The sequence below is a fragment of the Paraburkholderia sp. UCT2 genome, assembly GCF_014397665.1.
GTDB classification, from domain to species: domain Bacteria; phylum Pseudomonadota; class Gammaproteobacteria; order Burkholderiales; family Burkholderiaceae; genus Paraburkholderia; species Paraburkholderia tuberum.
Genome location: NZ_VZQO01000023.1, coordinates 77,167 through 102,757, shown reverse-complemented (window position 1 = coordinate 102,757; position 25,591 = coordinate 77,167). Strand labels below are relative to the sequence as shown.

Genomic DNA, 25,591 nt, shown 5'->3' with positions numbered 1-25,591 from the left:
CGCGCACTACCGACTACCCACTGCTCGTCCGCGCGATGCAGACGATCTGGAGCGCACTGCCTTCTGGTTCGCTACGTGCTGTTTGGACGCGGTCCGCCCACGTAATCGAACACCGGCAATGTCATCAGGATGAAGACAAACGGAATCACTTCGATCGATTGATAGAAGAGCGTTTGAAATAAAGCGGCCCACATGCACAACGAAATCCGGCTCGCGCCGCTCGCGAGTTTCGTCACCGATATCAGCACGCCGTAATAGAAGATCGCGCCCATCAGGCCGATATTCAGAATCTGCTGCAGCACGCTCGATTCGACGACGCCGAACTCCTGTTTCACCGGCTCGGGTGCCGAGTTCGTGACGAGCCCAAAGTACGTGCCGGCGATCACGTTGACCGGCAATACGAGCGACTTGGCCTTTTCCCATGCTTCGGTGCGGCCGTCGTTGCCGTCCGATTGCAGATCGGTCGCGCCTATGATCCGTTCGGTGCCGACGTTGACGACACTATCGTTCTGACTGCTCACGGCGACGCCGAAAATCATGATTGCCATCGTCGCGAACACGGTGGCAACGATCAGTTTCGCGTTTCTCGTGATGAACTGGATCGGCGCTTGCACGAACGCGAGCCCGAACGTGCCGAGAATGATCAGCATGCCGCTGCGCGACAGCGCCGAGAAAATCGCGAAGCTGAGCACCGCGCACGCGAGGCCCGACAGCACGTTCTTGCGCACCAGATAGTCGACGCCGCACAGCGACGCGGCAATCGCGACGAACAGCGGGTAGTGCAGATAGCTGCCGGTCAGCGACGGCGCACGCAGATTGTCGAAGCCGTACGTCGCGCCGGGCAGATCGATCGGGAAGACGTTCTGCTGCTGCGCGAGCGCGACACCCGCCTCGATCAGCGCGATCAGCACGAGCCCCGCATAGGCGACGCGCGGCTGCACGAAGCGCCTCTGATAGTTCGAGATCGCGTAGAAGTAGATGAACAGCGTGAAGATGAAGACGAACAGATAGGACGGCCCGAACTCACCGGTGAGCGCGAGCGTCGCGACGATCGACAGCCCGGTCGAGAACAGCATGCCCACGAGGAAGCCGAACGACAGGCGTCCTTCGTCGCGGAAGTAAGCGGCGATCGCCGTCGGCGAGATGTACCACACGAGCAGCCCGACGATACCGCCGACCTGGATCAGATAGGCGGCGTCCTTGCCGATCAGATACTCGAGCACGCCGCGCGAGGCACACAGCACGACGGCCAGCAGATAGGCGATGGTTGCGATCATGGCGTCAGGCCTGATACGCCACGGAGGCGTTGACGTTGACCGGATCACCGCGGTAGATGCGCTCGATCACGTCCTGGAACTCATCGATTTCGCAGACGTTGAGCAAGGTGCCGTCGTGCTCGACGCCTTCCGCGCCGAGCGGCGTCGAGACGACCGGCAGTTTCGCCGCGAGCATTTCGAGCGTCTTGAGCTTGACGCCGGCGCCCGACAGCAGCGGCACCACGCCGATATCGGCGGACTCGAAGTACTTGCCCGGATTTTCGACGAAGCCGGTCACGCAAATATCGTCGCTATTCAGGCGCTTTACGCGGTCGCTCGGATCGGAGCCGACCACGAACAGCTTCAGTAGCAGACCACGCCGGCGCAGCGGCAGAAAAATCGTGTCGATGAAATTGAGCAGCGCCTCTTCGTTCTCACGGCGTTGCATCGCCCCCCAGAACAGGATGTTGCCTTTCTCGACCGTGTCTTTCGAGCGCCGCACTTCCTTCAGAAACGCCGGCAGTGAGATCGGCACGACCTGCAACGCGCCGACCCCGGGGTACAGGCCGTTGATCAGCTGCGCGTCCTTGCTGGACAGCACGAGCACCTTGTCGGCCAGCTTCAGCAGACGCTGCTCGAGCATGAAGGTCTGCCGGGTGAACAGCCATCCTTCGATGGACTTGACGCGCAATATGACCTGGATCTGCAAGTCATGCGCGCACATCACGATCTTCACGCGGTCGTAGAAACGCTCGCGCAGATTCTGGGCATACGCAAAGCATTGCGAGAACTCGAGCCGCACGGTGTCGTATCGGTTCCGGTCGACGAGCTCGCAGAGGAACTTGCCGATCGCGGGCTTATACCGCGAGAACAGGCGCGGTGAAAAAGTCAGCGGATTCGCGAGGAACGACGGAATCAGGTCGAACCGGCTCACGTACTGGATGTACACGTTGCGCACGTTCGCGCGAAACTCGATGGCTTTTTCGTCGACCGGCACGCGCGACACGATCAGCACGTCGAGCTCCGATTCCGCGCTCAGTTTGATCAGGTAGTCGTAGGCCAAACGGTGGCCAGCTTGCGGCGCGTTTTTCTGAGGCAGAAAAGGCGTGACAAATAGCTGTTTCATCCGGGTAGTCCCTTGCCTGTACGGTATGCGCTCGGCAGGCGCGGCCGTAAGATCCCTTCGCATTGCCATGTTGCTGTTCTGATCGGTCCAGTCGGGCGCTACGCCCCGCACCGCGGGCGCGTCGCGAACCAGGCGCCCGGGCTTATCTGTCGTACGGTTTGTAGATGTAGGCCGCGTAGCGATAGCGTCCGTAGCCGTAGCTGTAGCGTCCCGGCCGCATCCGCAGTCCGTTCATGATCACGCCGCGCACCGGCAGGCCGACCTTCTGCATCTGGCGGACCGACTCGCGCAGCTCGCCGATGCCCGTGACACCCTGACGCGCGACGAAGAACGTCGTACCTGCCACGCAGGCGAGCCGGACCGCATCCGCGGCGAGCAGCACCGGCGGTCCGTCGAGCAGCACGACGTCGTAGCCGGTCGCGACCTGGCGCAGCACCGCGTCGAGCCGTGTGTTCGACAGCACGTCGCTCGGGCTCGCCACCTGGCGGCCGCTCGCGATGAAGTCGACACCCTGGAAACGGGTCGCGCGAATCAGCTCTTCGGGACGGTACGCGCCCTGGATCAGATCGGTGAGGCCAGGACCGCGATCGCCGCCGAGATGCCGATGCAGGAAGCCGCGACGCAGGTCGCCGTCGATCAGCAGGACGCGCTTGCCGGTCGCACCGATTACCGCGGCGAGATTCAGCGACACGAACGACTTGCCGATGCCCGGCGTCGGGCCCGTGATCAGCACGATATGGTTGCGCGCCTTGGTCATCGTGAATTCGAGCGCGGTGCGAAAGCCACGCAGACTTTCGATGGCCGGATCGATCACCGCTTCGCCCGCAAGCACGAGCGCCTTCGATTCCGGACGGCGACGGCTGTGCGCGAACCGCTCTTCCTGACGGCTGAACGGCACGCTCGCGTAGACCGGCAAACCGGTGCGCAGCTCGACTTCGTACGGATCGTCGATCGCGTCGAACAGACGTTGACGCACGAGCGCGATCACCGAGCCGACGAACACGCCCAGCATCAGCGCGCCGATGATGATCAGCAGCGGCTTGGGCCGCACCGGCGTATCGGGCGCGACGGCGCCGTCGACGATGCGCACGTTGCCGGACTTGCCCGCCTTGATCAGCTTCAGCTGTTCGAGCGTATTGCGCAGCGACGTATCGAGCTCGGTGCCGACCTGCACGTCGCGCTGCAGGCGCAGCACGTTCTGCTCGAGCGGCGGCAGCGATTGCGTCCGGCTCGCGAGATCTTTCGCTTCCTGTTGCGCCGCATGCAACTGCGCGTTGACCGACTGCACGGCCGGATGCTGGTCGGTGAAGCGCGTCAGCAGTTCATTGCGCTTCTGTTGAAGTTCCGCGAGCCGCGTCTGCGCCTGAACCGACAGTTGCAGCAGGTTGGTCGCTTCCTCGCCGAGATCGACGGTGCCATGCTTCGCGCGGAAGTCGTTGAAGCGCGTTTCCGAAGCGGAAAGCTGCTGGCGCATTTCCGGAAGCTGTATTTCGAGGAAACGGATCGAACGCTCCGCTTCCTCGGATTTGCGCTTCAGGTTCTGGCTCACGTATTCGCCAGCGATGGTCGCGAGAATCGCGCTGATCTTCTTCGGATCGCTGCCTTCGAGCGACACGCCGAGGATGTCCGATTCCTTGCCTTTTTCCGAGATCGTCAGTTCCTTGCGCAGCTTTTCGGTCGTCGTCAGCGCGGATTGGCGCCGCACTTCGAAGGTCGCGCCGGGCTTCGCCTCGATCCGGTCGACGACGAGCGTGAGCGGCCCGTAGTTGGTCGTCGCGCTCAGCGGTTGGCCGACCGTGCCTTCGAGCTTCAGCTTGCCGTATTGCAACTCGTAGCTCGATCCCTCGCCCATCTTCAGCACGAACGGACGGTCGAATAGCTCTTCGGGGACGTCGAATTTCGACACCGTGATGCGCTCGTTGCCGTACACGTAGCCGTGCGGTCCCGGCGTCGACAGGTGATCGGAATGACGGGCGAGCCAGCGGCCGAACAGCGGGAAGTAGCGCGGCGCCGCTTCGATGTCGAGATTGAGCTTGTCGACCGCGCGGCCCACCACCATGCGCGAGCCGATCACCTGTGCCTCGCCTGACGTCGCGGTCTTCACGTCGAACATCGCGGACACGTCGCCGATCACGCTCCTGGACGAGGTACCCGCGTTCTCCTCGACCTGCACCAGAATGTCCGCGCGATACACGGGTTGGGAGAACACCGAATAGGCGATGCCGAGCGCGACCGCGATGGCCGTCGTGATGGCAATCAGCTTGCGATTGTCGTACAGCGCATCCAGATAATTCGCGAAGCCTGCCGGCGCATGTTCGCTGTTGTTGTTCCGGCTATCGAATGGTGCACTGCCTTGGTTCATGCGAGTTCTCCCAAAGTCTCGACGGTTTGCCACTTGTTCTCGGCGCCGGGACCGGCACGTCGCCGCATCCAGTCACGCCCGTGTCCAGCGAGCTGACCGCCTCGATCGGACGGGGGTAGCTGATTTACGCCACATCGGCTACCTTTGTGTGTAACAGCGCCTATGCGAGGTCGGCTCTTTTCCCTAACATCGCATCACATGCTTTCTTACGGATCCCGAAATGAAAAAGCTTCTTGCCGCCGTAATGCCCGTATTGCTGAGCGCCCAGGTGGGTTACGCCCAGAGCATCGTGTCCGCCGCCTCTTCGGCTTATGCGCCGAGTTATGTCGCCAAACACTCGCAACTCGACGCGATGACGCCTCATGCGGCCAGTTCCACCACGCTCTACGGCTCCTCGTCGGATTTCGCGTACGCTAAAAAGAACCGCTATGTCGCGCCCAACGTGTACACCCAAACGAAAAACAGCCTTCCGAAGCAGAAACGTACAAGCGTTGCACAGCCTGTCCGCGGCAAGAACTCAGCGGACCCCTACGGCAGCGATTTGTGGAATTCAGACCAGACCTACGCGTCTCCCGAGACCGCCGATCCGTACAGCGTGCGCTGAGCTGTAGCGCATCACCGTCTGGACCCCCCGTATCGCCGATGTGGCCGCTTGCGGCCACATTCCTGTTTGGTTTGAACTGACTGCCGGGCCCGGTCGCGAAGATTCCCCGATTAGCCGCGTCTCGTCCGCCGTTTTTCCACGCAAACGCTCACGACATGCACATGCTTTTGTTCTGATGAGTCTGGCTTTTTCGCCGACCCATTGAGCCGGTCATCGCCAACTCCGCGCCGTCACCGCGGCTTCGTTTACTCTTTCGAGCCACGCGCTTCAGCGCTCGATAAAATGCCTTTCCTTGGCGATCATAATATTCAGAGAGCCCGTCCTTACAACGTTCGGCAGCGCACACAAAAGCCGATTGCTACAGGATTGCTTCAGACAAATCACGCGATAAAAAACACGCGTTTAAAGCGACGATAACGGCATGGATATACACGCCGTTTGCCACAATCAGCGCCGACTATTTTCAGGGCGCCGGACGCGGATTATCCGCATAGCGCGCGCGACGGCGCGACGACGCGACGTGCGTCGAACTTTCGCCGATGTGCATGATTTCAGCCAGACGACGCGCGTAATGCTCGGGCAGATATTCTTCGACGTCGTACTTTCTGTGCTCATCGGCCAGATGAATGGCGAGTTCGCCGAGCGCCTGTTTCAGACTGCCCGGATCGAACTTGAACTTGATCTTGTTGCCGACCGATTCCGCGGTCACCGCCATGCTGCCGCCATCGCGAACCAGCACCGGCAGACCGAGCATCGCCGCCTCGATCACGACGAGCGGCGCGTTCTCCGCGCCCACCGACGGCACGACCACCGCATCGGCGAACTCGCGCATGGCGGGAAACAACTGCTGCTGCGGCATCGTGCCGAACAGAATCAGCTTGCGCTGTGCGATCAGCGACGCGTAGCGCTGCTCGATCGCCGCGCGGTCCGGGCCGTCGCCGTACACGCCGATGCAATTGATGCGCTCGAAGCCCGTCGCCTCGCAGAGCGTCAGAAATTGCAGCAGGCCTTTCTCCGGCGAGATCCGTCCGACGAACGCGATGTTGAAGCGCTCCTTGTCACGCACCGTAACGATTGGCATCGCGCTCGGCACCGCCGACGGATTGTGCACGATGACCGTATTCTCGATGCCGACGCGATGCAGCGCCTGCTGCATGAACAGGCTCGGACACAAGATCCTGTCGAACACGCGCGCGGGCTGATAGGCCGCGCGCACCGCGTGCCACCACGCCTTCGTCATCAGATCGTGCACGAGGCCCTTCGGCGTCGGCCGCAACGTGAAGACCGCGCGCGTGCGCAGCACATCGAGCGGCAGAATGATCGGACGCTTATCCTTGTCGAAGTACTGCAGCGACGGGTTGTAGTAGACGAGGTGATAGTCGTGGCAGGTGTGATACGCGCGATAACCGAACTGACGCTCGTGCCGCGCGATCACGCTGAGAATCGAAGGCGACAGCACGTTGTGGTAGTTGTGCACCATCAGCCGATGCGGCCGGAAACGATGCAGCGCCTTTTCGAGCGCGCGCGCGGCGGTCGTGTTCCAGGAGCGCGACAGCATCGTCGAGCGCGCGGAAAACTGGCTATCGTCGAAACGCTCGACCTCGACGCCGGGCAGCGTGCCCAACAGCTCGGCCGATTGTTGATAGACCACTTCCGCGCCGCCCATGTGCGCGTAATCGTTGATCACCAGTACCCTGCAGCGCTGCATGTCCCCTCCTGTCGTATGCCCCTCGTGCCGTCTCGCGAAACAGCCGGACGGCGTTGCCCGGACGAATCGCTTCGTCCAGGCGCTCCCTCTGTTCAAAACTGCGGAAACTTGCCGCGCCAGCCTCCACCCTCGCGCAGATAGCGCAGAAACAGCGCAATGCCGCTCAATTGCGCCGCGAAGCGCAGCGTCGATGCCGCATCGTCGATGATGATCGTGCGCAGCCGGTACGGATCGGTGTGCTGATCGTTCCAGCCGATGTCGCAGGTGCGCGCGGTTTTGAAGCCCGCGGCCCGCACGAACGCCACTTCGCGTTCGCCGTAATTGCCGTTCGGATACGCGAAGTGCTCGCACGGTTGTTGCAGCAGCGCCGCGATCTCATGGCGGCTATCGCGGATTTCGGCCTCGCTTTCAGCGTCGCTGCAATGCGTGAGGATCGGATGGAAGCGCGTATGCGCCTGGAAGTCGATGTGCTCGCGCATCGCCTGCATCGCTTCGATCGACAGGCCGGTCGGCCGGTCATCGCCGTCCTGCTGGTAGCCTTGGGCCGCCAGCGCGGCGAGGCGCTCGTCGTTCGTCATCCGCTTCAGACGTTCATGGCCGACGCGCAGCGAGCCCGGATGCAGCCACCAGTGACTGCGCGGCCGTCCGACGATGCGGCTGCACAGGAAGATCGTCGGGCGCACGTTGTGCTTGATGAACACCGGCAACAGCTTCGCGTTGCCCGCGTGGCCGTCGTCGAGCGTGATCGCCACGCGTGGCCGGCCGCGGCCGGGCGCGCTGACGTCGGTCAACGGCACGAACTCGCACAGCTTGCGGAGATAAGTCAGGTGACGGTCGAGCGTGTCCGGATCGGGATCGTGATAAAGCAGCACGGCCACGCGATCGCGCCACAGCACCTTGCGCGTGAACCACGCGAGACCCGAAATCAAGACGAAGCCCGCGAGCATCTCCTTCACGAGCATCTTGTAGCGCTTCATGCGGCGCCCGCGGTAGCTGTCGGACAGGTGCGAGCGCGCAGGCGCGCCCGTTGCTTGGGTTTTATTCACCTGAGCGCTCCGGCATGGGTGCATGGGCGACGGGCCACGTGCGTTGCCGCGCACCCGCTTTCAACGAACCGATGATGTGCCGCGCCACGGTCGGCGACGCGTGCTTGGTTCCATAGACGAAGCGCATCACGGGCCCGAAGCTGTGCGCGCACGCGGGTCCGATCACATAGAGGCCGCGCACGCGCGTTTCGTAGTGCGACGTCAGGTCGGGCAAGCCGCCCTGATTCGAAATCGCGTCGGCCAGATCTTGGGACAGGAACGCGTGCTGCCGCATGTCGGTTTTGAAACCGGTCGCGGCGATCACGTGATCGGCGCTCACCCGCGCTTGCTTGCCATCGCTCAGCACGTTCAGTACGACGCGGTCGTTTTCGATCGCCGCGGAGCGCACCACGGTGCGATGCGAGATCTGCACCTTGCCGACCACGCGATCGTGCAGCCACCACGCGCCGGACGCGCCGTACGTGTGCTCCATGATCTGCTTGCGGCGTCGCGGGTCGAGCATGTGGAACACGCCGGGAAACTCGGACAGGAACAGCGAGCGCCAGCCGCGCCCCAGTCCCGCGTCGGGCCCCTTGATGCGCGACAGGATGTTGCGACCGCCCTGCGGCCGCTCGTGCCACACCACGCTGCTCTCGCGCATCAGCACATGGGCGCGCGCGCCGAGCTCGTTGAGCAGCGCGGACAGCCCGAGCGCCGACTGCCCGCCGCCGACGATCGCAATGTCCTTGCCGCGCGCCCACTCGAGGGTCCCATACAGCTCCGAATGCGACGCATATCGCGCCGGCAAGTCCCGCAGCGCCGGCGGGGTTTGCGCGAAGCCCTTCAGGCCGAGCGCGATCACGACTCTGCGCGCGGCGAGCGAGCGGCCGTCGCTGAGCGACAGCCGGAACTGATCGCCGACGCGGCGCAATGCGAGCACGTCGACCGGCTGGATTTCGCCGACCAGATTCGCCTGGAACCACAGCCCGTACTCGACGAAGGTTTCGAGCGGCAGCGCCATGCCGAGCGGTTGGTAAGGCAGCCCTGTCAGGCGGCAGTAGTCTTCGACGGTAAAGCCGCTGCGCGGCGCGTGCAGGCTCGACGCGAAAGCCTCGGAGCGCAGCAGCATGCCGGGCGGCATGTAGTTGCGCCACGCTCCCATCGGTTCCCCGAGGATCTGGTGATCCACGCCGGCGGCCTTCAGATGCGCGGCAAGAGATGACCCGTAGGGCCCCGCGCCAATGATGATGGTATCGGTCAAAGACATGCTGGTCTCCAGGGGAACGGCATTCGTTGCCAGCGTCAGGCTTTGGCCTGACGCGACTCGGGCGCCCTGATCGCTTTTTTCCAGCTGCGCTTCATGCGTCGCAGCGGATTCATCACGACATAGTGCTGCAACGCTGGGAACGGGTCGTTCCAGCGGAAATAGCCATCGAAAATTTTCGTGCGCTCGCTCAGCAATTCGGGCGGCGGCCGGTCGGAAAACGTCGCGCGCCACGCGACCGGTTGCCGGCTCAGGCGCTCGACGGGCAATGGCAGGCCGAGTTCATGCCGGTACGCGGCAAGCGGAATGTTGACGCCGCACAGCGTCGCGATCTCCTCCTGCCAGTCCGTGCGGCCGACCGTGGGCTCGACCATCACGAACTCGTTGTAGTTGTCGTCCCACTTGTACTCGATACTGCCCATGCCGTCGAAACCGGCCAGCTCGGCGAAGCGCCGCGTCAGCGGTTCGAGCGTCGCGCGCGCTTCGGGCGCGGCCACGCAGATCGCGGTATTGCCGACACCCGGCGGCGAGCTCAACACCTTGCGGCCGGTGAACATGCTGACCATGTTGCCGTCGGCGCCGCGATAGAACAGCGTGAAGTGGATGTTGCTGTCAGGCCCCTCGATCCACTCCTGCGCGATGATGCCACCCGGCGTCGCGAGCATCGCGATAGCGCGATCGCGTGCATGCTGCAGCATGTCGACGCGCACCGCGCGTTCTTTCTCGCCGCGCAGCACGTTGCGCTTGTCGTCCGGTTTCAGCACGCACGGGTAGCGCAATTCGGCCAGCCTTTCGATGTCGGCAAGCTTGTCGAGCACGACCGAGCGCGGCACCGGAAAGCCATGCCGCTGCGCGAATTCGTGAAAGCGCGCCTTGCTCGACAACATCTTGACGGTGTCGTCGGCCGGCAAGCGGAACCGATACCAGTGCGACAAAGCCGCCCGATTTTCCGACACCGCATGCACCGCGTCTTCGTCGGTCAGAATCAGAACTGGCAGACGATCGAACCGCTTGCCGAGTTCGATCATTTCATCAACGAATATTTTCCCGACAAAACTCTTTACCTGATGCGCATGAACGTGTCGGCACCACGTCGCCGCGCGGGTCCTCGTATCGACTGCGATAACCGGAACGCGGGCCTGCGCGAGCGATCGCGCCACCCCCAGTCCGTTCAACTCTGCTCCAACGATAACCCCTGCCGATTGACCTGAGTCGTATGCGCTCGCCATAGTGTCGATATCCTTGCTTCGTACGTGCGTGGACCCTCGAAGACAGTCTTCGAGACTCCACGCGATCGAATTATCGAATCGGATAGAAATCCTTTTTTGTCGCCTCGCGGGGGCGCTTTGGCGTTAAAGCTTGGTTCCGGCGGCATGCATGCATGAGCGCGGCAGGCACGTCCTGGCACGCGCCGTGTGTCGAATCATGGTCTTGCGATTTACCGCAGCGTGAGCATTGCGCTGCTCTTGCCTTGACCTACTTTACGTTTCGGCCTGATCTCGATACGTGCGCCGGCGCACAGAGAACAATAGAAAGTAAGAAAGGAAGAAAACCCTTTAGAAAGGCGCAGAGCCTTATTCCGTAAGGGTTTCGGAGATTTCGCCATTGTTATGTAAAAAGGTTGCGAAGCATTAATTTATTGCAACGCAATAATGGCGGGAAAAAACTTTCTAATGGGACTATAAAGTGCTGGATCGCACAAAAGATACGCGCTGCGAATGCTATTCGTAGCGCATCGGAAAATGCTTATTTACCTTCGCTCAAGCCGCGCTCGAGCGCCGCGACACCCGCCGGCAGATCGACGTTGACGCCGAGATCGACCATCGTGCGGCCCAGCGCATGCACGGTGCGAAACAGGTTGTGCTCGCGGCACTGTTCGCCCATCTGGCCGATACGCACGATCGGCAGACCGAACGAGCCGGAGATTTCCACCTGATGCTGCCGCGAGATATGCGCGCAGACGTCGGCGGGACTGAGGCCGTCCGGCACGTCGATGCCGACCACCGAATTCAGGCGGCAATTCTCCGGCGCATACAGTTGCAGGCCCATCGCGGTGACGCCTTGTTGCAACGCGAGCGAGCATTTCAGATGGCGCGCGAAGCGCTTCTCCAGCGTCTCCGCGCAGACGAGCCGCAGCGCCTCGTGCAGCGCGAGCACGCCCGACACCGGCGCCGTGTAGTGATACCCGGCGTTGTGCCAGAAGTTTTCCGCCAGCGACGCATCGAGGCACCAGTGCGTATTGGGCGCCGTGCGGCCTTTGACGCGCGCCCAGGCCGCGTCTGAAAACGCAATCAGCGACACGCCCGGAATCGATGACAAGCCCTTCTGACCGCCGGTGATCACCGCGTCGATGCCCCAGGTATCCATTTCGAGCGGCATCGTGCTCAGCGTGCAGACGGCGTCGACGATCACGAGCGCGCCCGCTTCCTTCGCAAGCGCGGCGATGTCTTTCAGATGATGATTCCACACGGTGTTCGAGGTCTCGCCCTGCACGACCGTGACGACCTCGGGACGCTCGCGGCGCAGCGCGTCGGCGATCTGGTCGAGACTCGCGACCGTGCGGTCCGCGACTTCGAGCATGCTCACGCGCGCGCCGACGCGCCGGCCCATTTCGCCCATGCGGTCGCTGAAGAAGCCGTTCTTGATGCACAGCATGCGCGTGCCTTCCCACGCGAGATTGGAGATCGCCATCTCCATCGCGCCCGATCCCGGTCCCGCGACGCCGAGCACCCACTTCGACTGCGTTTGGAACACGTAGCGCGCCATCGTTTTCACCTGGTTCACCACCTTCGCCATCGTGCCGCCCAGATGGTTGATCACGATCGCATTGGCCTTCGCGACCGCGGCGGGAATCGGCACGGGGCCGGCGCCCATCATCAGCAGCGGTTCTTCGGGAAGGATGGCGTCGAGTGATTCGACAATTGGACAGGGGACGGACGAAGCAACGGTAGTGGAGGTTGAAGTCGGCATGATCGGTATATGAATGTGAAGCGCAAAGGAACGAACGGCCTCGCGGCAGGCACGCCGCTCGAGGCCGTTCGTCCGATCATTCACCGAACCGCACGATCGCGCAAGTTTTTTGGCCAAGGTAGCCAGCCGTCATGCGCGAGCGGTACCCGCGTTCACCACATCACCCTACTCTTTCATTCGCGAAGTCGCCTAACATCGAGAAACAGCTTCTTCGGAGCCCGATATGCGCACGATCCTGTTCAGCAGTCGTCAATACGACGTCGATACATTCACCGAGGCCAATGCCGCGCATGGCTATGAACTGCATTTCCAGGAATCCCCTCTCGACAGCGAGACCGCGATCCTCGCGCATGGCTACGACGTGGTCTGCCCATTCGTCAACGACAGCGTCGACGCCGCCACGCTCGAACGGCTTCATGCGGGCGGCACGCGCATGATCGCGCTGCGCTCGGCGGGCTTCAATCACGTCGACCTCGCGGCGGCCGAGCGGCTCGGCATGCCGGTCGCACGCGTGCCGGCCTACTCGCCGTACGCGGTCGCCGAACATGCGGCCGGGCTGATTCTCGCGCTGAACCGGCGCCTGCCGCGTGCGGTCGCGCGCACGCGCGAAGGCGACTTCTCGCTGCATGGGCTGCTCGGCTTCGACCTGCATGGCAAGACGGTCGGCGTGATCGGCGCGGGCATCATCGGCCGGGTATTCGCGCGCATCATGGCGGGCTTCGGCATGCAGGTGCTCGCCTACGATCCGGGGCCGCCGGCCGACGAACTGCTCGCCCTCGGCGCGCGCTACGTGCCGCTCGATACCTTGCTCGCCGAATCGGACGTCGTCAGTCTGCATTGCCCGCTGTTGCCCGACACCTATCACCTGATCGACCGCGCCGCGCTGGCGAAGATGAAGCGCGGCGCGATGCTGATCAACACCGGGCGCGGCGGGCTCGTCGAGGCGAACGCACTGATCGGCGCGTTGAAGGACGGCCAGCTCGGCCATCTCGGGCTCGACGTGTACGAGGAAGAAGGCGGCATCTTCTTCGAGGATCATTCGAATCTGCCGCTACAGGACGACGTGCTCGCGCGTCTGTTGATGTTTCCGAACGTGATCGTCACCGCGCACCAGGCGTTCTTCACACGCGAGGCGATGACCGAGATCGCGCAGACCACGCTCGCGAACATCGCGGCGTGGCAGGCGGGCACGCCGCGCAACGTCGTGCAGGCGGGGTAGCCGTGATAACCGTGGCGTACGCGAATTGCCGCGGACCACGAAAGTTAGACGTCGCTGTCGCTGCCCGATTGGGTCGCGCGAATCGCGGTGCGGGCATCATCGGCCGCGCCGCACAGCTCACGCAGCAATCCCGCCTCGCGCTCGTGCACTTCGACCGGACACCAGCGCGCGCCCGCCTCGGCCAGATAGCGCGCGCGATGCTGGCCGTTGCGAAACGCCACCACCCCCTCGCGCTCGATGCCGACCCAGCCGAGCAATCCCGGCGCGCGACGCGTGGAGATCGTCACGTACGGCATCTGCGGAATGCGCGGGCTGTCGGGATCGAGAAACTCGCGAATGCCGCGGACCTTACCCGAGTGCCATTCGGCGACTGGCTTCAGCACGTAATCGGTGTTGTCGCGATCCGCGCACACGAGCAGCTTGCGCAGATCGACGAGCACGACCTGGTGACGTGTGCCGTCGGCGACGAAGACGCGCTTCAGGCGCACATGGTCGTACCACGAGTGGTCCTGCAACGGCACGACCCACACCGTTCCGGCGCAGGCTGGCGCGGAGGCCGGCGATGAATTGGGCAAAGGCAAGGACAAAGGTAGGCTCGGCAAGCTGGCGACAGGACGCCAGCGCATCAATAGAGCGCTAACGCTACGAGCCGGATGTGATGGAAACATGACAACTCACCGGATTAATTACGCTGCATGAGCGTGCTGCAACACTGCCGGATCAACAGGCCAGCAGCGACCTTCAGGTACCCTTAAGTACATAACGATGATAGCCAACCAATATTTCAATAACCATGTGCGAATCGAGTCGAATGACGGCAACGGCGTCGCTACGATCGTGCTGGAGAGGCCCGCGCAGCGCAACGCGGTCGATCGCCAGGTGGCCGATGCGTTGAGCGCCGCGTTCAGCCGCTTCGAGGCGGAGCCCGCGTGGCGCGCGGCCGTGCTGTTCGGCGCGGGCGGCACGTTTTGCGCGGGCGCGGACCTCAGCGCGTTTGCCGACGACGCGCGCCGCAACGAGTTGCATGCGGACGGCAGCGGCCCCGGTCCAATGGGACCGACGCGCATGCATTTCAGCAAGCCGGTGATCGCCGCGATCGCCGGCTATGCGGTGGCGGGTGGGCTCGAGCTTGCCGCGATGTGCGACCTGCGCGTCGTCGAGGAAGATGCGGTGCTCGGCGTGTTCTGCCGGCGTGTCGGCATTCCGCTGATCGACGGCGGCACGATCCGGCTGCCGCGACTGATCGGTCTGTCGCGTGCGCTCGATCTGATCCTGACCGGCCGCGCGGTCGATGCGCGCGAGGCGCTTTCGTTCGGGCTCGCCAACCGCGTGGTGCCGAAGGGCGAAGCGCGCGCGGCCGCCGAGCAACTGGCCGCGGAGCTCGCCGCGTTTCCGCAGGCGGCGCTGCTCGCCGATCGTCGCTCCGCGCTCGAGAACAGCACGCTGGACGATCTCGCCGAGGCATTGCGGCGCGAAGGCGCGGGCGGCTACGCGGCGGTCTTCGCCGAAGGCGTGGCGGGCGCGGCGCGCTTTGCGTCCGGCGCGGGCCGTCATGGCGACGCGTTCGACGCGGATCGCGGATAAGTCGGCAACGCGCGATCGGTGACAGGTTTGCAATCGCCGGTTGCGACACCCCCGCGCGCACGAGACCTGGTTTACCGAAACGAACAGGAGGAAGTGCGATGGCGACGATCTACCGGGAAATCGCCGTGGCAACCACCGCGGCCGATGCATGGGCCGCGCTGCGCGATCCCGCCGGGGTCGCCCGCGTATTCGCGGGCGTGCTGATCGCGGCGCGCATGGAAGGCGACCTGCGCTGGGTCACCTTCGCCGACGGCACCGTGGTCGAGGAACGCGTGATTGCCGTCGACGATGCCCACATGCGGCTCGCCTACTCGGTGGGCGGCGGGCGCTTCGAGCATCATCATGCGACGCTGCAGGTCGTGGCGGACACGTCCGCACATTGCCGCGTGATCTGGATCGCCGACTTCAAGCCCGACGATCGCAGCAACGTGGTCGAAGCGCTGACGGATGCGGGCTGCGCGGCACTCGGGCGCAACCTCGCGCGGCGCTGAACGCCGCCCGGCGGCTCGGGCTCCGCCGCCGCGTTCCACAAAAAACAACACTTTCCGGACAGCCTGCAAGCCAGATTTGACTTAGGTAGAATCCCCTACTGTTTTTCCCTATCCCGGCGACAGCGTTTCCGCCTTCGGAATCGCCCGCCCGGCGCCCGTTGTTCGCGCCGCTTCACGCGTCACACCCCATCATCGCCATGCCATTGCCTCTGCTTGCCCTTGCCGTTGCCGCGTTTGGAATCGGTACCACCGAGTTCGTCATCATGGGCCTGTTGCCCGATGTCGCGCGCGATCTGTCCGTGTCGATTCCGGCGGCTGGCATGCTGGTGTCCGCGTATGCGCTCGGCGTCACGATCGGCGCGCCGATCGTCGCGATCGCGGTTGCCAACATGCCGCGCAAAAAGGCCCTGATGAGCCTGATCGGCGTGTTCATCGTCGGCAATCTGCTGTGCGCGATCGCGCCCGGCTACGCGGTGCTGATGGCCGCGCGCATCGTCACCGCGTTCTGCCACGGCGCGTTTTTCGGCATCGGCTCGGTGGTCGCGGCCGGGCTCGTCGCGCCGAATCGCCGCGCGCAGGCAATCGCGCTGATGTTCACCGGCCTCACGCTCGCCAACGTGCTCGGCGTGCCGCTCGGCACCGCGCTCGGCCAGGCGGTCGGCTGGCGCGCTACTTTCTGGGCCGTGACCGGCATCGGCGTGCTGGCGGCGGCCGCGCTCGCGGTGTGCCTGCCCGCGAAGATCGAGATGCACAAGGCGAGCCTCGTGCGCGAATTCAGCGTGCTGAAGAACCCGCAGGTGCTGATGGTGCTCGGTATCAGCGTGTTCGCGTCGGCAAGCCTGTTTTCGACCTTCACCTACATCACGCCGATTCTCGAAGACGTGACCGGCTTCACGCCGCACGCGGTCACCCTGGTGCTGCTCTTGTTCGGCCTCGGCCTGACGGTCGGCAGCACGCTCGGCGGCAAGCTCGCGGACTGGCGGCTGATGCCCTCGCTGGTCGCGTTCCTGATGGCGATCGTCGTGATCCTGTGCGTGTTCGCGGGCACGATGCACGCGCGCACTCCGGCGATGCTGACCGTGTTCGTGTGGGGGGTGCTCGCATTCGCGATCGTGCCGCCGCTGCAGATGCTGATCGTCGATCGGGCGAGCCACGCGCCGAATCTGGCGTCGACGCTGAATCAGGGGGCGTTCAACCTCGGCAACGCGACCGGCGCATGGCTCGGCGGCATGGCGATCGGCGCCGGCGCGCCGCTGACGACGCTGCCGTGGGTCGGCGTCGCGACCGCGCTCGGCGCGCTGTTGTTGACGTTGTGGTCGGTGTCGATCGAGCGGCGGGTGGCGGTGGCGGGGTGAGCTGGCCGGCTCGAAGTCGTCCGTGTCTCACCGGTACAGTATTGCGTCAGCGCTCGCGATCGGCGTCGATGACGACAAGCGCCTCACGCAAATCCGTCTGCGCGGCCTGACCATACGGCCGCGACGCGGCAAAGACGCGCGCGACCCACACGCGTAGTAGCATCCCCGCCGATGAAAGTCATCTTCACCCGCGATTTCCTCGCGCTGATCCTGAGCGTCGCTGTCGTCGGACTCGGCAGCGGCGCCACACTTCCCCTCACCGCTCTCGCGCTCGCTCAAGCCGGTTACGGCACCGACCTGGTCGGTCTGTTGACCGCCGCGCAGGCGGGCGGCGGTCTCGCCGTGGTGCCGCTCGCCGGCTGGATCGCGGGGCGCTTCGGTGGCCGCCAGGTGATCGTCGGCGTGTTGATGAAAACGGTCGGCCATGATGCCGTGGTCGGCGTGCTGGTGTGCCCGGCGCTCGCGTTTCTGGCGGCGGCGCGGCGGGAGCGTCGGCGGATCGCGCTGCGGGCGCCGAGTTGACGAATAGACGCTAATTGCTGGCTTTTACGATCTATACGCAGGGTGATAATCTCACCCCACGTTGCGCGGACACTCGACGAACGGCCCATATTTCGTGGCGCCGCCGCAAGCAACGGGGGAGTCCGCCATGGTCTCGATGCGCCTGTTGCTCCGTGCCAGCCTGTTGGGCACGGCGATCGCGGTAGCCGCGATCGTCGCGGCGAACTGTGGAGGCGGCGGAGGCGGAGACAGCAGTGCCCCGACGGGCGCGAGCGTAGGCGTCGGCGGCAGCGGCGCGTCCGGCGCATCGGCCCCGGCCGCAGCGAGCGGCGGCAGCACCACCAGCGGTGGCACCACGAGCGGCGGCACCACCACCGGTAGCACCGGCGGCTCGGGCAGCGGCTCGGGCACCCCGATGGGCGGCACATCGGCGGCAGCCGTGCACGACGTGCTCACCTATCACGACGACATCGCGCGCACCGGCCAGAACCTCGGCGAAACCACGCTGACGCCCGCCAACGTGGCGGCTTCGACGTTCGGCAAGGTCGGCTTCTTTAGCGTCGACGGCAAGGTCGACGCGCAGCCGCTATACGTCGCTGCGCTGGCGATCGCGGGCGGCACGCACAACGTGCTGTACGTCGCGACCGAGAACGACAGCATGTACGCATTCGATGCCGACACCGGCGCGACCCTGTGGCAGGTGCGCACACTCGGCACCGGCGAAACCCCGAGCGACGACCTCGGCTGCACCCAGATCGTGAACACCATCGGCATCACCTCGACACCGGTGATCGACCGTTCGCGCGGCACGCACGGCACGATCTACATGGTCGCGATGTCGAAGGACGCGGCCGGCGGCTACCATCATCGCATTCACGCGCTCGACCTCGCGACCGGCGCCGAGCTGCTGAACGGTCCCACCGAAGTCGCCGCCTCTTACCCGGGCAGCGGCGCGGGTAATACGAACGGCGTCTTGCCGTTCACCACGTCGTTGTACGCGGAGCGCGCGGGGCTGCTGTTGCTCGGCAATACGGTCTACACGTCATGGACCTCGCACTGCGACCACGGCGGCTATACGGGCTGGATCATGGGCTACGGCGCCGACACGTTGCAGCAGACCACCGTGCTCAACCTGGCGCCTAACGGCATCGGCGGCGCGATCTGGATGAGCGGCGCGGGACCGGCGTCGGACGGCTCGTCGATCTATCTGCTCGATGCCAACGGCACGTTCGATACGACGATGACGTCGAGCGGCTTCCCCGCCAACAAGGATTTCGGCAATACGTTCCTGAAGCTCGGCACGGCGGGAGGCCTGTCGGTGACGGACTACTTCGCGATGACGAACGTCGTGCAGGAGGCCAACGACGACATCGACCTCGGCTCCGGCGGCGCACTGGTGCTGCCGGACCTGACCGACGCGAGTGGCACCCTACAGCATCTGACGCTCGGCGCGGGCAAGGACAGCACCATCTACGTGCTGAATCGCGACTCGATGGGCAAGTTCAACCCGGCGGCCGACAACATCTATCAGGAGATTCCCGCGCAGTTGGCCGGCGGCGAGTTCGGCATGCCCGCCTATTTCAACGGGCGCGTGTATTTCGGCTCGGTCGGCGATCATCTGAAGGCGTTCACCGTGACCAACGCGAAGCTGTCGATCACACCGACCGCGCAAAGCGCGATGACGTTCGCCTATCCCGGGACGACGCCGAGCATCTCGGCGAACGGCACCACGAACGGCATCGTGTGGGCCGCCGAAAACGGCACCGTCGCGGCCTTGCATGCGTTCGACCCGAGCACGCTCAACGAGCTGTACAACAGCAACCAGATGGGCACGCGCGATCAGTTCGGCACGGGCAACAAGTTCATCACACCATTGATCGCAAACGGCAAGGTGTATGTCGGCACGACGAATGGGGTGGCCGTATTCGGGTTGCTGGGTGGGTGAAGCGGACGACGCGCCGATTCATTTCGACCCGTACGCCCAAGGTCTCGCACAAACGACGAGGGCCGGCATACCGCGCCTGCCCTCGCTCATCGTGACTGCCGCACGCTCACCCTCGCGCCGGCAGAATCTCTGCGGCACACGCGCCGAACCCCACGCGATACCCGTCGCCCTGGCACCAGCCGACGAGCGTCAACTCATCGCCGTCCTCGATGAACGTGCGCGTGCCGCCCTCCTTCAACGCCAGCGGCTTCTTGCCGTTCCACGTCAGCTCCAGCAGGCTGCCGTACGAATCCTCGGTCGGCCCGCTGATCGTCCCCGAGCCCATCAGGTCGCCCACCCGCGTATTGCAGCCCGCCACCGTGTGATGCGCGAGCTGCTGCGCCATCGTCCAGTACATGTATTTGAAGTTGGTCCGCGCGATCGTGCTCGCTTGCCGCGCGGGTTGCGCGCGCAATGTCACTTCGAGGTGAATGTCGAACGCATGCTTTCCTCGATGCCGCAGATAGGCGAGCGGCTCTGGCTCCTGCACCGGCTGCGCGACGCGGAAGGGTTCGAGCGCATCGAGCGTGACGACCCACGGTGAGATCGTCGTCGCGAAGGTCTTCGCATTGAATGGGCCGAGCGGCACGTATTCCCATTGCTGGATGTCGCGCGCGCTCCAGTCGTTCAGCAGCACCATGCCGAAAATGTGCGCCTCCGCATCCTCGCACGCGATCGGCTCGCCCAGCGCATTGCCGCCGCCGATGATGAAACCCGTCTCCAGTTCGATATCGAGCTTGCGGCTCGCGCCGAACACCGGACGCTCCTGGTCGGGCAACTTCAGCTGACCATTCGGACGACGCACCGGCGTCCCGCTCACGACCACCGACGATGCCCGTCCGTTGTAGCCGATCGGCATCTCCGACCAGTTCGGCAGCAGCGCATTCTTCGGATCGCGGAACATCGCGCCGACATTGGTCGCGTGTTCCTTCGATGAATAGAAATCCGTGTAGCCCGGAATCTGCACCGGCAGATGCAGACGCGCATCGGCCGCGCGCACGAGCACCTTCGCGCGCAACGCGGCATCGTCGCGCAGCGTCGCGGTGTCGCGTGCGAGCAGTTGGCTCAGTTGGATACGCACGCTGCGCCACACGTCGCGGCCAAGTGCGATGAAATCGTTCAGCGCATCGCGCGCGAACACGTTGTGCGCCGCCACGTTCAGCAGACCCGCGGCCTGCAATCCGGCGAGATCGACGATCTGATCGCCGATCGCGACGCCCACGCGACGCGCGTCGTTGCCACGGTCGCTGAAAATGCCGAACGGCAGGTTCTGGATCGGGAAGTCGCCAGCCGGGTCGTTGGCCGACTCGATCCAGCTCTTGCGCGACGCATCGAGCGTCGCCTGGAGATCGTTCACCGCGTTCATCGTTGCTCCGGATTGAAGTGTTTCTTGAGGCCTTGCCAGCACTCGTAGTAATGCGCCTGCAGTTGCGCGGTTTCGAGCGCGAAGCGCGTCGGCTTGATCAGCGTGCGGGTCTCGAACATGAAGGCCATCGTGTCGTCGACCTTCTTCGGCACCGAGGTATCGAGATGCGACGCCTTCTCGAACGTGTCCGCGTCCGGGCCGTGGCCCGTCATGCAGTTGTGCAGGCTCGCGCCGCCGGGCACGAAGCCCTCGGCCTTCGCGTCGTAGACGCCATGCACGAGGCCCATGAACTCGCTCGCGACGTTGCGATGGAACCAGGGCGGCCGGAACGTATCTTCGGCGGCGAGCCAGCGCGGCGGGAAGATCACGAAGTCGATCGTATCGACGCCCGGCGTGTCGCTTTGCGATTGCAGCACGAGGAAGATCGACGGATCCGGATGGTCGAAGCTGATCGAGCCGATCGTGTTGAAGCGGCGCAGGTCGTATTTGTACGGCGCATAGTTGCCGTGCCATGCGACCACGTCGAGCGGCGAATGGCCGATGTCCGCGCGCCACAGCTTGCCGTTCATCTTCGCGACGAGTTCGAATGCGCCTTCGCGGTCTTCGTATGCGGCGTGCGGCGTCAGGAAATCGCGCGGATTCGCGAGACCGTTGGAGCCGATCGGCCCCAGTTCCGGCAGACGCAGCAGCGCGCCGAAGTTCTCGCAGATATACCCGCGCGCGCTGCCGTCCGGCAGGCTGACCGCGAAGCGCACGCCGCGCGGAATCACCGCGATCTCGAACGGCTCGACATCGACTCGGCCCATTTCGGTCGCGATATGCAGGCGCCCCTGTTGCGGCACGATCAGCAGTTCGCCGTCGGCGCTGTAGAAGAAGCGATCGTGCATCGAGCGGTTCGCCGCGTACAGATGGATCGCGCAACCGCTCATCGCTTCGGCCGAGCCGTTGCCCGCCATCGTGACCCAGCCGTCGATGAAATCGGTCGGTTCGCTGGGCATCGGCAGGGGGTCCCAGCGCAGCTGGTTCGGCGGCGTCGGCGGCACCTCGGCGAAGTTCGCGACGAGCCGCTCCGACGGCATCGACGTGAACGGCTTGTGCATGGCTGCCGGACGAATCCGGTACAGCCACGAGCGACGGTTGTGACCGCGTGGCGCTGTAAACGCCGTGCCCGAAATCTGTTCGGCATACAAACCATAGGCCGCGCGTTGCGGCGAATTGCGGCCGGTCGGCAGCGCGCCCGGCAATGCCTCGGTCGCGAATTCATTCGCGAAACCCGACTGATAGCCGGGCTCGATTTCAGGACGCAGGCGTTCGTCGGCCGGCGTACGTGTTGAGGTATCCATACAAGGTTCTCCGCGAGTTGCCCGATTCTTTCCCGGTTGATAGGTGATCTTTGCAGTCAGGCTCAGGCCGGCTCCGCTTCGGCCGCGCGGTTGGGTTGCCGCGTCGCACCGGCGAGCACGACCACCAGCAGCGCCGAGCACAGCACCGGCAGCGCCGCCGCATGAAACAGCGCGGCATTCGACCAGTTCAACGCGATCAGCATTGAGTCGTCCCCTCAGGCTGGCTAAAATCGCCTTTTACGAATAGTAAAACTAATTACGAATAGTGAAACTAACGTATACCCTTGGAAACACGCCCGCGAACCTCGTCATTCCGCGCTCAGCCCCAGCCGATAAGCGTGAGGCCAATAACGATATGAGCATTTTGTTAATCTGCGCAGGGCGCGTACTGCTACCATCAATGAATGCGGCCATCGCGTCGCGCTGCCACGCGCCCGGTGCGCGTTCATCGTCGCCTTTCATTTGCCTTCATGATTTCGCCGACCATCCCCGATCTGATCGCCCGCGCCGCTCATCACCCGTTTCTCGGCGAGCATCTGGCAATGGGACAAGGCGGGCGCGCCGGCATCGCGCTCGCACATTTCGATGGCATCGAGCTCACGAGTGCCTACGAGCCGATCTTCGACATCAGCGTGCACGGGCTTGCGCAGTCGCTGTCATGCGGCGCGGAAGGGGTCGACCGCTTCGGTGATGAACTCGGCTTTCAGGCGGTCACGCACCGGCTCGACGCGCCGCCATTCGAGGTGTTCGATCCGTTCGACAACATCGCCGACGATCAGCAGCTGGTCGCGCTAGACCGCATGTCGCGCGCGCTGCACGCAATCAACTTCTTCGGCCCGCAGCGGCATGGGTTGCTGTTTCTGCGGGTGCACGAGAGGCTGTTGAAGAGCGTGAAGTACGACCACGGCCGGCATTTTTCGAGCGTGCTGACCTCGTTCAATTTGAGTCCGACGCGCATCGTGATCGAGTTGCCGGCGGCGGCGGTCGCACACAAGACGTTCCTGGGCTATCTGACGCGCAGCTATCAGCACTACGGGTTCAAGGTGGCGGGCAATCTGTCGAACGCGGGGCAGATCCTGTCGGTATCCGAAACCGCGCGGCTCGACTTCATCAAGATGGACGCGGCGGCCGCATTGCGCGACGCGACCGTAAAGCCGCTCGTCGGCTACGCGGGCCGGCTGCGGGTGCCGCTGATTTTCAATCGCGTGATGGATGAGGCGCAATTCTCCGCGCTACAGCAGTACGACGTGCGGTTCGTGCAAGGGCCATTATTCAACGCGCATTATCACGACCGGGCGGCGTGACACGGTGTGGGCCCGGTTAGCCGGGGCGCCCCGACATTCCCTCAACCCGGCTCCCCCAGCCGCGCCGCGAGCGCCTTCAGGCGCGGCGCGACATTCTCGCGAAACACTTCCTCCCCCATCGACGACGCCGGCCCGCTGCAGCTGAGCACGAGCCAGCGGTTTTCGCGCGGCTCGCGAAACGGCACCGCGACTGCGTTCACGTCGTCATGCCACGCACGAAACGAGTAGCAGCATCGCTCGGTCGCGAACGCGGCGATCTCCTGTTCGGCTTCGGCGACGAGCATCGCCCCCACTCTGCCAGCCGCTTTTTTCAGTTCCGCGAGTAACGCGGTACGCGCGTCGGGCGGCTGCACGGCGAGATAGGCGCGGCCCATCGAGCTCGTCAGCATCGACAGTTTCGAGCCGGATGCCAGGCCGAGCGTCAATGCGGTTTCGCTGCGAATCGTCTCCAGATACACCATGTCGAGCCCGTCCCGGCACCCGAGCGAGACCGCCGCGCCGACCTCGCGCGCCAGGCTGCGCAGGTGCGGGCGTGCCAGTTCGAGCATGTCGGTGCTCGACAGCAGCGCGAAACCGAGCGACAGCACGCCCGCGTCGAGCGCATATTTGCCGTGTCTCTCGTCCAGCCGCAGATAGCCGAGCACGGTCAGCGTGTAGGCGAGCCGGTTCACGGTCGCCTTCGGCAGACCCGTGCGTTCGACGAAATCTCGATTGCCGAGCATCGTCTCGCCTGGCCGGAACGCGCGCAACAGGTCCAGCCCGCGAGCAAGGGCGACGACGAATTTGCGTTCGTCGAGCGGAGCGGAGAAAGTGGATGGCGGCGTCATAGGGTGATACACTCGGGCGTCATTTGCAAAACATTGTTTCGCAAAGCGGAACTCTAGTCAAGCTGGTTCTGAGCGAGAAATCAGGAGATACGTCATGGCCGTAGCCGCGCAGTTTCACTGGGAAGACCCGTTGCTGCTGGATCAGCAGCTCACCGAAGACGAACGTATGGTGCGCGATGCCGCTGCGGCTTACTCGCAGGACAAGCTGCTGCCGCGCGTGCTGGAGGCGTTCCGCCACGAAAAGACCGATATCGGGATCTTTCGCGAAATGGGCGAGCTTGGCCTGCTCGGTCCGACCATTCCCGAACAGTACGGCGGCCCCGGTCTGAACTATGTCGCGTACGGGCTGATCGCGCGTGAAGTGGAACGCGTCGACTCCGGCTATCGCTCGATGATGTCGGTGCAGTCGTCACTGGTGATGGTGCCGATCTACGAATTCGGCTCGGACGCGCAGAAGGAAAAATATCTGCCGAAGCTCGCGCGCGGCGAGTGGATCGGCTGCTTCGGCCTGACCGAGCCGAACCACGGCTCCGATCCGGGCAGCATGGTCACGCGCGCGAAGAAGGTCGAAGGCGGCTACTCGTTGTCGGGCTCGAAGATGTGGATCACCAATTCGCCGATCGCCGACGTCTTCGTCGTATGGGCGAAGCTCGAGGAAGACGGCAAGGACAACATCCGCGGCTTCATTCTCGAGAAGGGCTGGAAGGGTCTGTCGGCACCGGCGATCCACGGCAAGGTGGGTCTGCGCGCGTCGATCACCGGCGAAATCGTGCTCGACGAAGCGTTCGTGCCGGAAGAGAACATCATGCCGGGTGTCAGCGGCCTGCGCGGTCCGTTCACGTGTCTGAACTCGGCGCGCTACGGCATCGCCTGGGGCGCGCTCGGCGCGGCCGAAGCGTGCTGGCACATCGCGCGTCAGTATGTGCTCGATCGCAAGCAATTTGGCCGGCCGCTCGCCGCGAACCAACTGATCCAGAAGAAGCTCGCCGACATGCAGACCGAGATCACGCTCGGGCTGCAAGGCGTACTGCGCCTCGGCCGCATGAAGGACGAAGGCACGGCCGCGGTCGAAATCACCTCGATCATGAAGCGCAATTCGTGCGGCAAAGCGCTCGACATCGCCCGCCTCGCGCGCGACATGCTCGGCGGCAACGGCATTTCGGACGAGTTCGGCGTCGCGCGTCATCTGGTGAACCTCGAGGTCGTCAACACCTACGAAGGCACCCACGACGTTCATGCACTGATCCTCGGCCGTGCGCAGACCGGTATTCAGGCGTTCTTCTGATTCCGATGCTGGTGTAT

Annotated in this window: 21 protein-coding genes and 1 pseudogene; 9 read left to right on the top strand and 13 right to left on the bottom strand. The window is 64.2% G+C overall.

Annotated elements, in window-relative coordinates:
- Positions 1-71: 71 nt before the first annotated feature.
- From F6X39_RS20270 to F6X39_RS20260, 3 genes are all read right to left on the bottom strand, one after another.
- Positions 72-1,277: a hypothetical protein gene (locus tag F6X39_RS20270; RefSeq protein ID WP_187617866.1), complete on the bottom strand. Its 1,206-nt coding sequence runs from the start codon at positions 1,275-1,277 to the stop codon at positions 72-74.
- Between the two features lie 4 nt (positions 1,278-1,281).
- A complete protein-coding gene (locus F6X39_RS20265; protein ID WP_187617865.1) occupies positions 1,282-2,382 on the bottom strand; it encodes a glycosyltransferase in 1,101 nt (366 codons plus the stop codon).
- 142 nt (positions 2,383-2,524) lie between these two features.
- Positions 2,525-4,744 (bottom strand): GNVR domain-containing protein, encoded by a 2,220-nt coding sequence (locus F6X39_RS20260; RefSeq protein WP_187617864.1) that lies wholly within the window; start codon positions 4,742-4,744, stop codon positions 2,525-2,527.
- Between the two features lie 220 nt (positions 4,745-4,964).
- Here F6X39_RS20260 and F6X39_RS20255 point away from each other — a divergent pair, with 220 nt between their 5' ends.
- Positions 4,965-5,348: a hypothetical protein gene (locus F6X39_RS20255; protein WP_090803213.1), complete on the top strand. Its 384-nt coding sequence runs from the start codon at positions 4,965-4,967 to the stop codon at positions 5,346-5,348.
- A gap of 463 nt (positions 5,349-5,811) precedes the next feature.
- On the opposite strand, the gene F6X39_RS20250 is transcribed toward F6X39_RS20255, so the two are convergent.
- From F6X39_RS20250 to F6X39_RS20230, 5 genes are all read right to left on the bottom strand, one after another.
- Positions 5,812-7,056 (bottom strand): glycosyltransferase, encoded by a 1,245-nt coding sequence (locus tag F6X39_RS20250; RefSeq protein ID WP_187617863.1) that lies wholly within the window; start codon positions 7,054-7,056, stop codon positions 5,812-5,814.
- Positions 7,057-7,148: 92 nt separating this feature from the next.
- Positions 7,149-8,033, bottom strand: a complete 885-nt coding sequence (locus F6X39_RS20245) for a polysaccharide deacetylase family protein (protein WP_187617876.1) — start codon at positions 8,031-8,033, stop codon at positions 7,149-7,151.
- 61 nt (positions 8,034-8,094) lie between these two features.
- Positions 8,095-9,348, bottom strand: a complete 1,254-nt coding sequence (locus tag F6X39_RS20240; RefSeq protein WP_187617862.1) for an FAD-dependent oxidoreductase — start codon at positions 9,346-9,348, stop codon at positions 8,095-8,097.
- A gap of 35 nt (positions 9,349-9,383) precedes the next feature.
- A complete protein-coding gene (locus tag F6X39_RS20235) occupies positions 9,384-10,373 on the bottom strand; it encodes a carboxylate--amine ligase (protein WP_262414751.1) in 990 nt (329 codons plus the stop codon).
- A gap of 718 nt (positions 10,374-11,091) precedes the next feature.
- Entirely contained in the window at positions 11,092-12,315 is a 1,224-nt protein-coding gene (locus tag F6X39_RS20230) for a pyridoxal-phosphate-dependent aminotransferase family protein (RefSeq protein WP_184062225.1), read from the bottom strand.
- 223 nt (positions 12,316-12,538) lie between these two features.
- Between F6X39_RS20230 and F6X39_RS20225 the strand changes: the two genes are divergently transcribed.
- On the top strand, positions 12,539-13,534 hold the full coding sequence (locus F6X39_RS20225; protein WP_018419530.1) for a 2-hydroxyacid dehydrogenase: 996 nt from the start codon (positions 12,539-12,541) through the stop codon (positions 13,532-13,534).
- Positions 13,535-13,578: 44 nt separating this feature from the next.
- Here F6X39_RS20225 and F6X39_RS20220 read toward each other — a convergent pair whose 3' ends face one another.
- Positions 13,579-14,160, bottom strand: coding sequence for a plasmid fertility inhibition factor family protein (locus tag F6X39_RS20220; RefSeq protein ID WP_187617860.1), 582 nt, complete (start codon positions 14,158-14,160; stop codon positions 13,579-13,581).
- A gap of 139 nt (positions 14,161-14,299) precedes the next feature.
- Here F6X39_RS20220 and F6X39_RS20215 point away from each other — a divergent pair, with 139 nt between their 5' ends.
- The 5 genes and pseudogenes from F6X39_RS20215 (at position 14,300) to F6X39_RS20195 (ending at position 19,410) form a co-directional block, all read left to right on the top strand.
- Complete coding sequence (locus tag F6X39_RS20215) at positions 14,300-15,118, top strand: crotonase/enoyl-CoA hydratase family protein (RefSeq protein ID WP_187617859.1); 819 nt, start codon at positions 14,300-14,302, stop codon at positions 15,116-15,118.
- A 98-nt stretch (positions 15,119-15,216) separates the two neighbouring features.
- The gene (locus F6X39_RS20210) at positions 15,217-15,609 is read left to right on the top strand and encodes an SRPBCC family protein (RefSeq protein ID WP_090803201.1); all 393 of its coding nucleotides are present in this window, start codon (positions 15,217-15,219) and stop codon (positions 15,607-15,609) included.
- A gap of 197 nt (positions 15,610-15,806) precedes the next feature.
- On the top strand, positions 15,807-16,964 hold the full coding sequence (locus F6X39_RS20205) for an MFS transporter (RefSeq protein ID WP_090805596.1): 1,158 nt from the start codon (positions 15,807-15,809) through the stop codon (positions 16,962-16,964).
- 171 nt (positions 16,965-17,135) lie between these two features.
- Positions 17,136-17,435, top strand: a pseudogene (locus F6X39_RS37625) (MFS transporter); the annotation flags it as partial.
- 178 nt (positions 17,436-17,613) lie between these two features.
- Positions 17,614-19,410: a PQQ-binding-like beta-propeller repeat protein gene (locus F6X39_RS20195; protein WP_187617858.1), complete on the top strand. Its 1,797-nt coding sequence runs from the start codon at positions 17,614-17,616 to the stop codon at positions 19,408-19,410.
- 106 nt (positions 19,411-19,516) lie between these two features.
- On the opposite strand, the gene fahA is transcribed toward F6X39_RS20195, so the two are convergent.
- The 3 genes from fahA to F6X39_RS20180 all read right to left on the bottom strand — a co-directional run bounded on the left by fahA (position 19,517) and on the right by F6X39_RS20180 (position 22,361).
- Positions 19,517-20,815: a fumarylacetoacetase gene (gene fahA, locus F6X39_RS20190; RefSeq protein ID WP_187617857.1), complete on the bottom strand. Its 1,299-nt coding sequence runs from the start codon at positions 20,813-20,815 to the stop codon at positions 19,517-19,519.
- Positions 20,812-22,158, bottom strand: a complete 1,347-nt coding sequence (hmgA, locus tag F6X39_RS20185; RefSeq protein WP_187617856.1) for a homogentisate 1,2-dioxygenase — start codon at positions 22,156-22,158, stop codon at positions 20,812-20,814. Before hmgA ends, fahA begins: the two co-directional genes overlap by 4 nt.
- 62 nt (positions 22,159-22,220) lie before the next feature.
- A complete protein-coding gene (locus F6X39_RS20180; RefSeq protein WP_187617877.1) occupies positions 22,221-22,361 on the bottom strand; it encodes a hypothetical protein in 141 nt (46 codons plus the stop codon).
- A 267-nt stretch (positions 22,362-22,628) separates the two neighbouring features.
- On the opposite strand from F6X39_RS20180, the gene F6X39_RS20175 reads away from it, so the two are divergent.
- Positions 22,629-23,462 (top strand): EAL domain-containing protein, encoded by an 834-nt coding sequence (locus F6X39_RS20175; protein ID WP_090803193.1) that lies wholly within the window; start codon positions 22,629-22,631, stop codon positions 23,460-23,462.
- A 41-nt stretch (positions 23,463-23,503) separates the two neighbouring features.
- Here the strand turns inward: F6X39_RS20175 and F6X39_RS20170 are convergent, their stop codons facing one another.
- Complete coding sequence (locus F6X39_RS20170; RefSeq protein WP_187617855.1) at positions 23,504-24,289, bottom strand: IclR family transcriptional regulator; 786 nt, start codon at positions 24,287-24,289, stop codon at positions 23,504-23,506.
- Positions 24,290-24,383: 94 nt separating this feature from the next.
- Between F6X39_RS20170 and F6X39_RS20165 the strand changes: the two genes are divergently transcribed.
- Positions 24,384-25,574, top strand: a complete 1,191-nt coding sequence (locus F6X39_RS20165) for an acyl-CoA dehydrogenase (protein WP_187617854.1) — start codon at positions 24,384-24,386, stop codon at positions 25,572-25,574.
- Positions 25,575-25,591 lie beyond the last annotated feature (17 nt).

Bases quoted from the DNA above. Each gene is read 5' to 3' on its own strand.
- F6X39_RS20205 (WP_090805596.1), top strand. From the start codon at position 15,807: ATGCCATTGCCTCTGCTTGCCCTTGCCGTTGCCGCGTTTGGAATCGGT.
- F6X39_RS20175 (WP_090803193.1), top strand. From the start codon at position 22,629: ATGATTTCGCCGACCATCCCCGATCTGATCGCCCGCGCCGCTCATCAC.
- F6X39_RS20220 (WP_187617860.1), bottom strand. From the start codon at position 14,160: ATGCGCTGGCGTCCTGTCGCCAGCTTGCCGAGCCTACCTTTGTCCTTG.
- F6X39_RS20225 (WP_018419530.1), top strand. From the start codon at position 12,539: ATGCGCACGATCCTGTTCAGCAGTCGTCAATACGACGTCGATACATTC.
- F6X39_RS20255 (WP_090803213.1), top strand. From the start codon at position 4,965: ATGAAAAAGCTTCTTGCCGCCGTAATGCCCGTATTGCTGAGCGCCCAG.
- F6X39_RS20180 (WP_187617877.1), bottom strand. From the start codon at position 22,361: ATGCTGATCGCGTTGAACTGGTCGAATGCCGCGCTGTTTCATGCGGCG.
- F6X39_RS20195 (WP_187617858.1), top strand. From the start codon at position 17,614: ATGGTCTCGATGCGCCTGTTGCTCCGTGCCAGCCTGTTGGGCACGGCG.
- F6X39_RS20215 (WP_187617859.1), top strand. From the start codon at position 14,300: ATGATAGCCAACCAATATTTCAATAACCATGTGCGAATCGAGTCGAAT.
- F6X39_RS20250 (WP_187617863.1), bottom strand. From the start codon at position 7,056: ATGCAGCGCTGCAGGGTACTGGTGATCAACGATTACGCGCACATGGGC.
- F6X39_RS20165 (WP_187617854.1), top strand. From the start codon at position 24,384: ATGGCCGTAGCCGCGCAGTTTCACTGGGAAGACCCGTTGCTGCTGGAT.
- fahA (WP_187617857.1), bottom strand. From the start codon at position 20,815: ATGAACGCGGTGAACGATCTCCAGGCGACGCTCGATGCGTCGCGCAAG.
- F6X39_RS20235 (WP_262414751.1), bottom strand. From the start codon at position 10,373: ATGATCGAACTCGGCAAGCGGTTCGATCGTCTGCCAGTTCTGATTCTG.
- hmgA (WP_187617856.1), bottom strand. From the start codon at position 22,158: ATGGATACCTCAACACGTACGCCGGCCGACGAACGCCTGCGTCCTGAA.
- F6X39_RS20170 (WP_187617855.1), bottom strand. From the start codon at position 24,289: ATGACGCCGCCATCCACTTTCTCCGCTCCGCTCGACGAACGCAAATTC.
- F6X39_RS20260 (WP_187617864.1), bottom strand. From the start codon at position 4,744: ATGAACCAAGGCAGTGCACCATTCGATAGCCGGAACAACAACAGCGAA.
- F6X39_RS20270 (WP_187617866.1), bottom strand. From the start codon at position 1,277: ATGATCGCAACCATCGCCTATCTGCTGGCCGTCGTGCTGTGTGCCTCG.
- F6X39_RS20245 (WP_187617876.1), bottom strand. From the start codon at position 8,033: ATGAAGCGCTACAAGATGCTCGTGAAGGAGATGCTCGCGGGCTTCGTC.
- F6X39_RS20265 (WP_187617865.1), bottom strand. From the start codon at position 2,382: ATGAAACAGCTATTTGTCACGCCTTTTCTGCCTCAGAAAAACGCGCCG.
- F6X39_RS20240 (WP_187617862.1), bottom strand. From the start codon at position 9,348: ATGTCTTTGACCGATACCATCATCATTGGCGCGGGGCCCTACGGGTCA.
- F6X39_RS20210 (WP_090803201.1), top strand. From the start codon at position 15,217: ATGGCGACGATCTACCGGGAAATCGCCGTGGCAACCACCGCGGCCGAT.
- F6X39_RS20230 (WP_184062225.1), bottom strand. From the start codon at position 12,315: ATGCCGACTTCAACCTCCACTACCGTTGCTTCGTCCGTCCCCTGTCCA.